General features: G+C 32.4%; 10 protein-coding genes. 5 read left to right on the top strand and 5 right to left on the bottom strand.

From position 1 onward, the window contains the following. Positions 1-325 precede the first annotated feature (325 nt). From lpxB to ABI657_RS11780, 3 genes are read left to right on the top strand one after another with little or no spacing between them, the layout of a single operon-like run. Positions 326-1,456, top strand: coding sequence for a lipid-A-disaccharide synthase (gene lpxB, locus ABI657_RS11790; protein ID WP_348097459.1), 1,131 nt, complete (start codon positions 326-328; stop codon positions 1,454-1,456). Beyond that, a complete protein-coding gene (locus ABI657_RS11785) occupies positions 1,453-1,935 on the top strand; it encodes a C40 family peptidase (protein ID WP_348097458.1) in 483 nt (160 codons plus the stop codon). Before lpxB ends, ABI657_RS11785 begins: the two co-directional genes overlap by 4 nt. A gap of 53 nt (positions 1,936-1,988) precedes the next feature. Continuing rightward, on the top strand, positions 1,989-4,031 hold the full coding sequence (locus ABI657_RS11780; RefSeq protein WP_348097457.1) for a ComEC/Rec2 family competence protein: 2,043 nt from the start codon (positions 1,989-1,991) through the stop codon (positions 4,029-4,031). Here ABI657_RS11780 and ABI657_RS11775 read toward each other — a convergent pair whose 3' ends face one another. The 5 genes from ABI657_RS11775 to ABI657_RS11755 form a co-directional block, all read right to left on the bottom strand. Beyond that, positions 4,032-4,487 (bottom strand): thioredoxin family protein, encoded by a 456-nt coding sequence (locus tag ABI657_RS11775; RefSeq protein ID WP_348097456.1) that lies wholly within the window; start codon positions 4,485-4,487, stop codon positions 4,032-4,034. 220 nt (positions 4,488-4,707) lie between these two features. Further along, on the bottom strand, positions 4,708-5,202 hold the full coding sequence (locus tag ABI657_RS11770; RefSeq protein ID WP_348097455.1) for a thioredoxin family protein: 495 nt from the start codon (positions 5,200-5,202) through the stop codon (positions 4,708-4,710). 47 nt (positions 5,203-5,249) lie between these two features. After that, the gene (locus ABI657_RS11765; RefSeq protein ID WP_348097461.1) at positions 5,250-6,734 is read right to left on the bottom strand and encodes a peptide MFS transporter; all 1,485 of its coding nucleotides are present in this window, start codon (positions 6,732-6,734) and stop codon (positions 5,250-5,252) included. Between the two features lies 1 nt (position 6,735). Then, complete coding sequence (locus tag ABI657_RS11760; RefSeq protein ID WP_348097454.1) at positions 6,736-8,412, bottom strand: peptide MFS transporter; 1,677 nt, start codon at positions 8,410-8,412, stop codon at positions 6,736-6,738. A gap of 35 nt (positions 8,413-8,447) precedes the next feature. Continuing rightward, positions 8,448-10,619, bottom strand: a complete 2,172-nt coding sequence (locus ABI657_RS11755) for a S9 family peptidase (RefSeq protein WP_348097453.1) — start codon at positions 10,617-10,619, stop codon at positions 8,448-8,450. Positions 10,620-10,801: 182 nt separating this feature from the next. Here ABI657_RS11755 and ABI657_RS11750 point away from each other — a divergent pair, with 182 nt between their 5' ends. Both ABI657_RS11750 and ABI657_RS11745 read left to right on the top strand, forming a co-directional pair. Continuing rightward, the gene (locus tag ABI657_RS11750; protein WP_348097452.1) at positions 10,802-12,100 is read left to right on the top strand and encodes a hydroxymethylglutaryl-CoA reductase, degradative; all 1,299 of its coding nucleotides are present in this window, start codon (positions 10,802-10,804) and stop codon (positions 12,098-12,100) included. Between the two features lie 89 nt (positions 12,101-12,189). Further along, positions 12,190-13,107 carry a GYDIA family GHMP kinase gene (locus ABI657_RS11745; RefSeq protein WP_348097451.1) on the top strand — a complete coding sequence of 306 codons (918 nt, stop codon included), beginning with the start codon at positions 12,190-12,192 and terminating at the stop codon, positions 13,105-13,107. Positions 13,108-13,120 lie beyond the last annotated feature (13 nt).

Below are 13,120 nucleotides of genomic sequence, written 5' to 3'. Positions count from 1 at the left end.
TTGACCAATATCTAATCTTTTTTTATTCTCTTAAATAATTTCACCCAACGGGTATTTGTTAGTATTCTACAAAAGCCTGTCTTTAAATTTGCTTTTTAAAATTCTGCATTTCCAGACATTAAATCAATAATGCTGCCATTAAAGTACAAGCTATTAATTATGTAGTACCTGTTCAATCTGACTTAACTGCTACCAAACTATTCAACAAGTCAACAATTGAATTTACCAATCATTATACTGCTATTTTTTCATTATTTATTTAATCTTATCTTTACGGATTAAATGTTACTAAGTGTGGTACTTACATGCTTTCAAAAACAATACTATGAAATATTACATCATTGCTGGTGAAGCTTCCGGAGATTTACATGGATCAAATTTAATGAAAGCATTGTATGAAGAAGATCCTAATGCTATTATTAGATTTTGGGGTGGTGATTTGATGGAAAAAGCTGGCGGAAGTTTAGTAAAACACTATCGTGATTTGGCATTTATGGGTTTTGTTGAAGTTATTTTTAATTTGAAAACCATTTTAAACAATATAAAAATCTGCAAAAAAGATATTTTACAATTCAAACCTGATGTTCTTATTTTTATTGATTATCCAGGGTTTAATATGCGGATAGCCAAATGGGCCAAAGCATTAGGTTATAAAACACATTATTATATTTCACCTCAAATTTGGGCATGGAAAGAGAGCAGGATTAAGGCTATTAAAAAAGATGTAGATAAAATGTTTGTGATTTTGCCATTTGAAAAAAGCTTTTATGAAGATAAACATCAATTTGCGGTAGAATTTGTTGGCCATCCCTTAATTGATGCTATACAAAATCAACCCAGACCTTATGAAAATATTTTCAGAACAGAAAATCAATTAACTGAGAAACCAATTATTGCCGTTTTACCTGGAAGCCGCAAACAGGAAATTACTAAAATGCTTAGTGTAATGCTTAGTGTCGTTGATGACTTTAAGGAATATCAATTCGTAATTGCCGGTGCCCCTAGTCAGGATTTTGATTTTTACCAACAATTCATCACGAACAAAAACATTAAATTTATTTCGAATAAAACCTATGATTTGCTTCGTTGTTCAACAGCTGCATTAGTAACATCCGGAACTGCAACATTAGAAACTGCACTTTTTAAAGTTCCTGAAGTTGTTTGTTATAAAGGAAGCTGGGCTTCTTATCAAATTGCCAAGCGCATTATTACTTTAAAATACATTTCGCTTGTTAATTTAATTATGGATCAGGAAGTAGTGACAGAATTAATTCAGGAAGAATGTAATACTAAACGAATTAAGGAAGAATTACAAAAATTACTGGAGCCCGATTATCGTGAAAAATTATTGAAAAGTTATGATATTTTAGAGCAAAAATTGGGTGGGACAGGCGCAAGTAAAAAAACGGCAAAACTTATTATTAAAGATTTAAATAGTCTAAAAAATTTCTTTTGAAAAAAATACTCCTTTTATTATTGTTGTTGATTGTATTTATTTCTTGTAAATGCTCATCTGCTACAACATCCAAAAGCGGGGAACGAGAAACTAAAAAGCTAATTACTACTCTAATTGAAACAGCCACTGAAAATCTTGGTATGCCCTACAAAGAAGCCGGAACAACCAAAGATGGGTTTGATTGTTCAGGATTGGTGTTTACAACCTTCGCCTCTGAAAACATCAAACTTCCAAGAAGTTCTTTCGAGCAATCCAAAATTGGCAAAATTGTCAACCCTGATAATGCTAAAAAAGGAGATTTGATTTTTTTTAAAACAAACAATGGCAAACAAATTAACCATGTTGGCCTTATTATTGAGATTAATCCAACAGAAATTAAGTTTATACATTCTTCCACTTCAAAAGGCGTAATTATTTCTTCTACAAAAGAAATCTATTATAAAAACTCCTACACCCAAATCAATCGGATTATTGAATAATCTTAATTTAAAATAAATATAATTTTCTTACAAATTTTTAATACTTTTAGAAAATGAAAGTATTAGAGTTTCCTTTGACAAAAATTACAATAAGTTTTATTCTTGGAATATTGGTTGCTTATAATTGGCAAATATCCATAAATATTTCAATTATTGTCCTGGCAGTTCAAATAGTTTTATTACTTGTTTTTTATTACTTGTCAAAAAAACAGAAAAAAATAAATCTTATTTTCAGCATACATACTTATGTGATATCATTTTTTCTAGGTCTTACAACACTATTGTTTCATACAGAATCATTACAGCAATCCAATTATATACATAATAAAAAAGCTTTTAAGGAAGCACATTTGATAATTTTAACAATTAGTGAAAAATTAAAAAGCAATGATTATAATTATCGATATATAGCTAATGTCAATTCGATAGGAAATCAATCTTATTCAGGAAAAATCATATTGAATGTACAAGATGACAACTTAAAGAGTTCATTAGTAATTGGAAACATAATCAAACTAAAAGCTGCATTACAATATAACAGCTTTCCTAAGAATCCGAATCAATTTAATTACTCTAGTTATTTGAATGACAAACAAATTTACGCTCAAATATACACGGCCAAAGCTGACATATTTATTAATAAAAAACTCAAAAAAGATGTTTGGTATTATGCCGGAAAGTTACATTCCAGAATATTGCATAATCTTGAAAAAGGAAAATTTGGAAAAACAGAAATGAATGTCGCATTAGCCTTAATTCTCGGTCAACGTCAGGAAATTTCATCAGACATAGTTCAGGATTATCAATTTTCAGGTGCCACCCATGTTCTTTCGGTTTCAGGATTACACGTTGGCTTTATTATGTTGTTTATTTCTTTTATTTTAAAACCTGTCCCTAATACACGAAAAGGATCATTTATAAAATTAATGGCTATACTTAGCTCGTTGTTTATTTTCACCATAATATCAGGCTTATCGCCCTCCGTTTTACGCTCCGTGGTAATGTTTTCCTTTCTGGCTGTTGGAAATCATTTACGAAGAAGCGGAAATACATATCATACTTTACTGGTTTCAATAGTATTAATTTTACTTTTCGAACCTTACTTTTTATTTGATATTGGTTTTCAGCTAAGTTATCTTGCCCTGTTTTTTATACTTTGGCTACAGCCATTATTAAAAAATGTATGGTCGCCAAAAAATAAAATCATCTCTTATATTTGGGATGTTTTAACCGTTTCATTTGCTGCCCAGATTGGTACACTACCAATATGTCTTTACTATTTTCATCAATTTCCCGGGTTATTTTTTGTAACCAATATTATTATAATTCCGATTTTGTCCTTCATCATGATTGTTGGGATAATAGTAATGATTATTGCTGTTTTTATTACACCGCCTTTGATTTTAATTGAAATTTTCGAGAAAAGCATTTACCTTCTCAATAAATCAATTCATATAGTTGCCTCTTTTGAGTCATTTGTAATTCATGACATTAGCTTTAATTCCTATTATTTGATTTCACTTTATACAATAATAATTTTCACTATTATCTGGCTAAAAAAACCAAGTTGCACTAAACTGATTATGATGATGATTTCAATAACTTTTCTACAATTATCATTTATCCTTACGAAAAAAGAAATAGAAAATACTAACGAATTAATTGTTTACAATGTGAAGAAAAAAACGTTGATCACAGAGAGAAACGGAAAAAGCATAACGTTTTTTAGCAATGAAAATCATATTGGGAAAGTATCTGACAATAACATTTTGAATTCTTATTTAGTTGGCAATTCTGTTATTTTAGAAAAGAAAATAAAAATTAGAAATGTCCTTTATTTCAACGGAAAAAAAATTTCAATAATTGATAGTACAAAAGTATATCAAACAATAGTTCAGCCTGATATACTGGTATTAATTGAATCGCCAAAAATAAATCTGGACCGTATTCTGAAAGATTTGCATCCGGAGATAATTATTGCTGATGCTTCCAACTCGAATTCCATTAAAAAGCTTTGGAAAGCCACTTGTATAAGGCAAAAAATCCCTTTTCACTCGACCACGGAAAAAGGATTTTATAAATTAAATAGTAAATAATCATTCTTCCATTGGATGCAGAATTGCATCTGATTCTGAAATCCATGCTTTAAATCCGCCAGGTTTATAACCTATTTTACCTAGTGCCTGAAATGTTGTTTTATTTTTTCTGATTGTCGCTCTGGCATAACAAACCTCTGGCAATTCCTGCACTCCAAAAGCATTTTTAAGCTTTATATTTTGTTCCTTATCATAGTCGGAAGCGGCATTGTCTGATAAATCCAACTTTACCAAAATAACATTATCTCTTGACCAAACAGCAAAATCTGGTGTCTTAAACACCTCATTTTGAAGGTTATTAGGAGCAGTTGAAGCAGTAAAAAAAATCAACATTGGTTTTCTTTGTTCATTGCTGGCATTTATAGCATCATCCATACTGGTCTTCCAAACTAAGTTTTGGGCTTGGAATGAAATGGATGTTAAGAATAAAATTAATAGAAGTAATTTTTTTATCATAATACATAAGTTTAGTTAGTTAGCATTACGAAATTAACATAATATTTTAATTATGCAAGAATTTTTAATATTAAAATTACACTATCTGTTTTTTTTACTGTTTTTAATTGACAAAATCTTATTTTTTACCGACCTATTTTAACAATAGCAATATATTTTTCTTACTAAAAAAAATCCCTTCATATGAATGAAGGGATTCCAATTTACTGTAGAATAGTTTTTATAATTTTTGAGATTTAATAATTCCGTCAGCCACTGAAAGCCAGGCAGTTGGACCACCAGCTACATATCCAGTCTGACCAAGACCTTTAAAATTTACTCTCCCATCCTTAGTTTCTGCACTGGTAAAGTAAACTGTTGGAAATCCTTGTATGCCGAAAGCTTGTTGCAATTCGGCATTTTGATTTTTAATTTCTGGCGTCTGAGCAGTTCTTCTTGGGTAATCCAATTCGACTAAAATTACATTTTCATTAGCCCATTTCTGAAATTCCGGTGTTTTTAGAACTTCATTTTGCAAACGAATACACCAGCCACACCAATCACTTCCGGTAAAAAACATTAACAAAGGTTTTTTTTCCTTATTACTGATCGTGATTGCTTCCTTCACATCTGTGTGCCAGTCTAATTCCTTTGCCTGTTCAATCACGCTCGAGCTCTGAGCTTCAACAGCAAAAGAACCAATTACTAAACATACCAGTATAAATATTTTTTTCATGTGGGTTAATTTTTTTCAAATTTAAACAAAAAAACAGTAAATGACTTCTATTTTACTTCTTGCATTAATTTTTTGATTAACGGAGTAGTAACAATTAGAACCACACCTGCAACTAACGAATATACAGCTAATTGATAATATCCGTCTGTGTAAGCAATAAGTTTAGACATTAAGGTTGTTCCTGTATTTGAATTAGACATTTCTGAACCTAATTTACCAGCTGCCAATTGCCCGAAAGCACTAGACAAGAACCACAATCCCATCATCATACCAAATAATCTTTTTGGTGATAATTTTGTAATTACTGACATTCCGATCGGCCCGATACATAATTCTCCAAGTGTATAGATTAAATATCCTAATGCAAAAACATTTAGAGAACTTAATCCTTTTGGATCAATAAAGAATCTTGCGCTGTAAAAAATAAAGAAACCTGCGGCTAACAACACAAATGAAAGTCCGAATTTAATTACTGTATTTGGTTCGATTTTTCTTTTATACATAAATATCCAAAGCAAACCAACAAGCGGGCTAAATATGATGACATACATTGAATTTATACTATTGTTTACCACATTTGGATCAATATTAAAAAACAATAATTTATTTGATAAATTATCTTTGGCAAATAACGACAACGAACCTCCTGATTGCTCAGAAATAGCCATAAACATAAAATATCCAAATATAAAAATGAATGCAGCTGCTAACTTGTATTGCTGCTTTCTATCTTCAATTTTAAACAATTCATATAAGAAATAACCAACAGCAATAACTCCAATCGTGTACATGAAATAATCCGTGTAATCAGTATTGATTACCATAATATATACGAAAGGAATTACTAAAAACGATCCTATATAAACTGCAATTTCGTATTTTTTTCTTTTTTCAGGTTTAGCGTTTTCTAAAGGAGAATTTCCAATTGGCGCTAAATATTTTTTAGTTAAAAGAAATGTAATAACTCCAATGATCATAACAACCGCCGAAGAAAGGAAACATAAACTCCATGAATAATTTTTACCTAAATAAATAGGAATTGCACCACCTAACATTCCACCAATATTGATTCCGGCATAAAATAATCCGTAACCGGCATCTCTACGACCATCATTTTCATGATATAATTCCCCAACCATTGAAGACACATTTGGTTTAAAAAAACCAGTTCCAATAATTGATAATGTTATACCGTAATAGAAAAAATCATGAGGCGAAGCTGCTATAAGCAAATTCCCCAGAATCATTATAATACCTCCAAAAAGCAGTGACTTTTTAAATCCTAAAATTTTATCGGCAAAGATTCCTCCAATAAAAGTAAATGCATATACAAAAGCTTGGATTGCTCCATACTGAAGATTCGCTTTACCTTCTAATAATCCTAATTGATCGACCATGAAAAATGCCAAAACACCTCTCATTCCGTAGAAACAAAAACGTTCCCACATTTCAACTAAAAACAAATACCACAATTGTTTTGGGTATTTTCCTTTAAAATTTTGAATTTCTTCTAAAGTGATGTTATGTTCCATATTATCTGACACCATGCATCATTTTTTTCAGGAACGGAGTCAAAGCAAATAATATAATTGCTGCAATACCCGTAAGAACTACAAATACCATGAAGAATTCATATAAGTTATGTATTTCAAATCCGGCAAAAAAGTGATTGTGTGCGCTAATTTGATGTTTTTCTAAAAGTGATAATTGCTCTGCAGTTGGTACTACTTTATTATCTAAAACTGCCTGAAGATCGATTCCTAATTCTTTTGCTTTTTCAAATTTATCTCCTGTTGCAGGCAAAATAGACCCTAAAGTCCCTCCTAAAGCGTAACCAGATGCATTAGATAAAAAGAATACTCCGTATAATAAAGATGCAAAACGTTTTGGAGATAATTTACCTACCAATGATAAACCAATTGGAGATAAACACAACTCAGCACAAGTATTTAAGAAATATAATAAAATAAGCCATTTAACCAATAGTAAACCAGAAGTACCAATATAAGAAACCTGAGTTGCAATCATAAAGAAACTAATAGAGATCACGACTAAACCAACAGCTAATTTTACTGGCGAAATAGGTTCTTTCCCTTTAGCTCTTAACGTATCCCAAAGTATTGTGAAAGGAACTGCCAATAAAACTACAAATAAACCATTAAATATCTGAACCATAGAAGGAGGCATTTGCCAACCAAAGAAATTCCTGTCAGTTTGATTATCCGCAATAAAAGTTAATGATGAACCTGCTTGTTCAAAAGCTGCCCAAAAGAAAATAATAAAGAATGAAACGATATAAATAACAATAATTCTATCTCTTTCAATTTTAGTTAAGGAAGTATCGGAAATAATTAATCCAGCCAAAGAAATACCACTTGAATAAATCAAGGTATAAATTAAATTCTGACCTACCACGTAATGAAAAAATAAGCCTAAACCAATAAATGCAATTCCGGCAACTGCCAAAGCCTGGTTGGAAAAATTAGCTTTTTGAGCTTCACCTTCCTCAAAATCAGAAGCTACATTTTCAGAAGGCAAACCTCCCAATGGTCTTCCTTCAGGAGTAACCACATATTTATTTTTTAAGAAGTAAAAAAGAATTGTTCCTAAAAGCATCGCAACAGAAGCCGCCATGAATCCCCACCTAAAAGCATGAATATCTCTAATTCCACCAGCATCTTTTACATCACCTAACAAAGGACAAATGGATTGACCTAAAAAAGCTCCGATATTAATTCCCATATAGAAAATAGTAAAAGCACTATCTAATTTTGTTTTCTCCTGTTTAGGATACAAACTTCCAACCATACTCGAAATGTTTGGTTTGAAAAATCCATTACCAAAAACAATAACTCCTAGTGCAGAATACATGATAGTTTTTGCCAAACCTAAATTAGATTCAAAAATACTGCCACTTGTAAACAATAGCATTTGTCCGATAGCCATCAATAATCCACCTAATAAAATACAATTTCTGTTACCTAAAAAACGATCGGCAACAAAGCCACCTAACATAGGTGTTAAATAACAAAGACCTAAAAAACCTCCATAAATCAACGAAGCTTCTTCTTCTTTCATCAATAATGAGTTCACAAGAAATAAAGTCAATAAAGCCCGCATTCCGTAAAAATTGAATCGCTCCCACATCTCCGTCCCAAACAATACCCAAAGTCCTTTTGGATGCGCTGATTTCACTTGAGTTTCTACCATATTATTTACTATTATTTTTTATTATTTAGAGTTATTTATAGATTTTCTTTGATAAAGTTAGTCATTTTATTGTAAAGCTGAATTCTTGTCTTACCTCCATAAATACCATGGTTTTTGTCAGGATATATCTGAGAATCAAACTGTTTGTTCGCCTGAATTAACGCTTCCATCATTTGCATTGAATTTTGCACATGAACGTTGTCATCGCCTGATCCGTGAATCAATAAAAATTTCCCTTTTAATTTGTCAACGTGGTTTATTGGAGAGTTCTGATCGTATCCTGCTGCATTTTCCTGTGGTGTCTGCATGTATCTTTCCGTATAAACACTATCATAAAAACGCCAATTGGTTACAGGAGCCACAGCAATGGCCATTTTAAAAACATCATTCCCCTGAAAAATACAGTTAGAAGCCATAAAACCTCCATAGCTCCATCCAAAAATTCCAATTCTTGAGGCATCAACATACGGATAAGCTCCAATAACTTTTGCCGCATCAATCTGGTCTTCTACTTCGTATTTTCCTAATTCTTTTTGTGTCACTTTTTTGAAATCGGCACCTTTAAAACCCGTTCCTCTTCCGTCCACACAAGCTACAATATATCCTTGCTGTGTAAGGGATAAGAACCAATAATCATCTGTACTGTTCCAATCGTTATTTACCTGCTGAGATCCCGGACCGGAATATTGGTACATGAAAACAGGATATTTTTTCGAAGGATCAAAATCTTTTGGCTTTAAAATCCAGGCATTCAATTCGTTTCCTTTTGCTGTTTTTAGAACAAAAAATTCTTTTGTTGGAAGATTATAGCTTTTCAATTTATCCGAAAGCCCTTTATTGTCTTCAATCACCTGAATTTGTTTTCCGGTTTTTGCCTCGTTTAAAGTATAAGTTGTCGGTTGGGAAGCACTAGAATAAGTATTAATAAAGAATTGGAAGTTAGGGCTGAAAGTAGCCATGTTTGTTCCGGTATTTTTAGATAAACGTACTTTATTTTTTCCGTCTAATCCAATACTGTAAACATCTCTGTTGATAGAACCATTTTCTATAGACTGATAGAAAATAGTTTTTGTTTTTTTGTCGAAACCGTAGTAAGAAGTTATTTCCCAGTTTCCTTTTGTAACCTGATTTTTAAGTTTTCCGGTTTTATCATATACATAAATATGATTAAAACCGTCTTTTTCGCTAGTCCAGATAAAACTATTATCTTCTAAAAAAGTCAAATTGTCCGTGACATCAATGTATGCTTTGTCTTTTTCATTCAGAACTACTTTTGCTGAGGCAGTAGTTCCATCAACAAACAGTAAATCAAGATTATCCTGATGGCGGTTTAAAACCTGAGCTGATAAAATGTTATTGTCATTTGTCCATTGTAATCTTGCAATATAAAAATCATTGTATTTTCCTAAATCTACTTTTTTAGCAGAATTGCCGGCCACATCATACACATGTAAAGAAACTTCTGAATTCTTCTCTCCGGCTTTAGGATATTTAAAGGTTTCAATAGTTGGATATAAATCCTTATTGAACATCGACATCGAAAATTCCGGAACGGCACTTTCGTCAAAACGAATATAAGCTAGTTTTTTACTGTCTTTACTCCAGTCAAAAGCCCGGACGAAAGCAAACTCTTCTTCATAAACCCAATCCGTAATACCATTAATAATAGCATTTTTCTTTCCATCAGTAGTAACTGCTGTTGCTTTTTTTGAAGCTACATCGTAAACGTATAAATTGTTTTCTTTTGCATAAGCAATTTTTGTTCCGTCTGGAGAAAAGGTGGGCTCCTGTACCTGAAAATCAAAAAGTTTGGTTAGTGATTTAGCAGCAATATCATATAAAAAATAATCTGCCGTAAAAGAGTGGCGGAATATCTGATTGGAATTACATGCAATCAATATCTTCTTTTCTGAAGCATCAAAAGTATAACTGTCAATTCCGTCTGCAAGTTCTTTGTGATTTTTAGTATCTATAAGGTTGGATACTTTTTTTAGCGTTGCAAAATCATATAAATCAATCTGCATACTTCTGCTGGCCTGATCTAAATTTAAAACTGTGTATTGATCCGTATTTTTTAGGGATTGCAACTCGTCCATTCCTTTGGTACGAAATGCTCCACTGTAAATATTTTCAACAGTAATCTTTTGTTGTCCAAAAACTGTCGCAACCAAAAATAAAAGTAATACAGTAACTTTACTTGTGTTCATTCAGAATTATTTTAAATATAAAAAAGAGACCAATTTTAGTAAAAAAAATAAACATAATACACATTTTAAGTGTTAAATGTTAAAAAAAATAATAATTGCCTGCTTCGCAAATTTTAAATTCATTGCAACAAAACTCTTAAATTGGTATCTTTGCAGCAACATTATTATTTAATATACTGAGAATGAACAACGCTGTTGCCGGATTTTCTAAATTATCCAAAAAGGAAAAAATAAACTGGATCGCCAAAGAATTTTTTTCAAACCCAGATGAAGCACTGAATATAATAAGAAATTACTGGAATTCAGACGAAAAGCTCCAGCAACTGCATGACGAATTCATAGAAAACACCATTACCAATTTTTATATTCCGCTGGGCGTTGCTCCCAATTTTTTAATCAACGGAAAATACAAAACGATCCCAATGGCAATAGAAGAAAGTTCCGTTGTCGCTGCAGCATCAAAATCAGCAAAATACTGGGCAACACGCGGCGGTTTCAAAGCCACAGTGATTGATACCGAAAAAATTGGACAGGTTCACTTTACTTTCAAAGGAGAAGCAGAAACCCTGACAACTTTCTTTAATAAAATAAAATCTAAGTTTTTTTCAGACACGCAAAGCATTACCAAAAATATGCAGCAGCGCGGAGGAGGAATCTTAGACATTCATTTAAAAGATAAAAGAGATTTACTCGATAACTATTTCCAGCTTCATGCCACTTTTGAAACCAAAGACAGCATGGGAGCCAACTTTATCAACTCCTGTTTAGAGCAATTTGCCACAACTTTAAAAGAAGAAGCGCATAATGCTGATTTAGACATTCAGGTCATTATGAGCATTTTATCCAATTATGTTCCCAATTGTATTGTAAGGGCCGAAGTTTCCTGCGCAATAGAAGATTTAAAAGAAAAACATATTCCCAATCCACAGGAATTTGCAGAGCGTTTTGTTCAGGCTGTACAAATTGCAGAAGTAGAACCTTTTCGTGCCGTAACCCACAACAAAGGGATTATGAATGGAGTTGACGCTGTAATTCTGGCAACCGGAAACGACTTCAGGGCTGTCGAAGCCGGTGTTCATGCTTATGCCTCAAAAAACGGCCAGTATGCAAGTTTATCACACGCTAAAATCGAAAACGGAATTTTTACTTTCTGGCTCGAAATACCATTAGCTTTAGGCACCGTTGGCGGACTTACATCATTGCATCCTTTGGTAAAATTATGTCTGGAAATGCTCGAACAACCTTCAGCAAAGGAACTAATGCAGGTTGTGGCCGTAGCGGGTCTGGCACAAAATTTTGCAGCTTTGCGTTCTCTTACTACAACAGGAATCCAGGAAGGCCACATGAAAATGCACCTGAACAACATCATCAACCAATTTGAAGCCAGTGAAGAAGAACGACTTTTAATTAGAAGTCATTTCAAAAAAAATACCGTTTCTCATAGTGCCGTAGTTGAATTTATTGAAAATTTAAGAAAATAATCAGAAGCTGATCCCGCTGTACACTTTATCTTTTATGGCGAACCCCGCCATAAAAGGATGCCGTTACCATCGGGGCTAAAAATACACGTATGCAAACAACCTTTTACAGTAACGGAAAACTCTTAATTACCGGAGAATATCTTGTTTTAGATGGTGCCAGAGCCTTTGCCTTACCCACAAAATTTGGTCAGAACCTGATTGTAGAAGCAGGTTCAAATCAGGAATTAATTTGGAAAAGTTATAATGTAGATGAAAAAATTTGGTTTGAAGATACTATTTCCTTCAAAGAAGTTATAGATAATAACAAAATAAAAATTGAAACTGTAAAGTCAACGTTAATCAATATTTTGCATGAAGCGTATCTCCTAAATCCTGATTTTATAAATAACTCAGATGGATATAAAATCAGTACCCACCTCACCTTTCCAAAAAACTGGGGATTGGGCACATCTTCAACCTTACTGAACAATATTGCCCAATGGTTAAATATTGATGCCTTTACATTGCTTAAAAACAGTTTTGGAGGCAGCGGCTATGATATTGCCTGCGCTCAGAATGACACACCAATAGTTTATCGCCTAGAAGATAATTTACCACTTGTTGAAGAAGTAAAATTTAATCCGGATTTTACCGAAAATATCTATTTTGTCTATCTTAATAAAAAGCAAAGCAGCAAAACAGCTATTAACGCCTATTACAATAATAAAAATGAAAGTTTAGCCAGAAATATTGCTGATAACAATAAAATCACAGCAAGTATTTTAAATGCTGTTACAGCGAAAGAATTTGCTTTAGCAGTGCAAAAGCACGAAATTCATTTAAGCAATATATTGGAAATACAAACCATAAAAGAATTAGCTTTCCCGGATTTTAATGGTGTTGTAAAAAGTCTTGGTGCCTGGGGAGGTGATTTTGTAATGGTACTATCAAAGGAAAACCCTACCCCTTATTTTATTTCAAAAGGGTATGAAACAATACTTTCTTATCAGGAAATGATTTTGCAGTAATATCACTCTGCGA

The sequence above is a fragment of the Flavobacterium sp. genome, from assembly GCF_039930565.1.
Taxonomy (GTDB): Bacteria; Bacteroidota; Bacteroidia; order Flavobacteriales; family Flavobacteriaceae; genus Flavobacterium.
This window is presented reverse-complemented; position numbering and strand designations above follow the sequence as displayed.

Bases quoted from the DNA above. Each gene is read 5' to 3' on its own strand.
- lpxB (WP_348097459.1), top strand. From the start codon at position 326: ATGAAATATTACATCATTGCTGGTGAAGCTTCCGGAGATTTACATGGA.
- ABI657_RS11780 (WP_348097457.1), top strand. From the start codon at position 1,989: ATGAAAGTATTAGAGTTTCCTTTGACAAAAATTACAATAAGTTTTATT.
- ABI657_RS11775 (WP_348097456.1), bottom strand. From the start codon at position 4,487: ATGATAAAAAAATTACTTCTATTAATTTTATTCTTAACATCCATTTCA.
- ABI657_RS11770 (WP_348097455.1), bottom strand. From the start codon at position 5,202: ATGAAAAAAATATTTATACTGGTATGTTTAGTAATTGGTTCTTTTGCT.
- ABI657_RS11765 (WP_348097461.1), bottom strand. From the start codon at position 6,734: ATGGAACATAACATCACTTTAGAAGAAATTCAAAATTTTAAAGGAAAA.
- ABI657_RS11760 (WP_348097454.1), bottom strand. From the start codon at position 8,412: ATGGTAGAAACTCAAGTGAAATCAGCGCATCCAAAAGGACTTTGGGTA.
- ABI657_RS11755 (WP_348097453.1), bottom strand. From the start codon at position 10,619: ATGAACACAAGTAAAGTTACTGTATTACTTTTATTTTTGGTTGCGACA.
- ABI657_RS11750 (WP_348097452.1), top strand. From the start codon at position 10,802: ATGAACAACGCTGTTGCCGGATTTTCTAAATTATCCAAAAAGGAAAAA.
- ABI657_RS11745 (WP_348097451.1), top strand. From the start codon at position 12,190: ATGCAAACAACCTTTTACAGTAACGGAAAACTCTTAATTACCGGAGAA.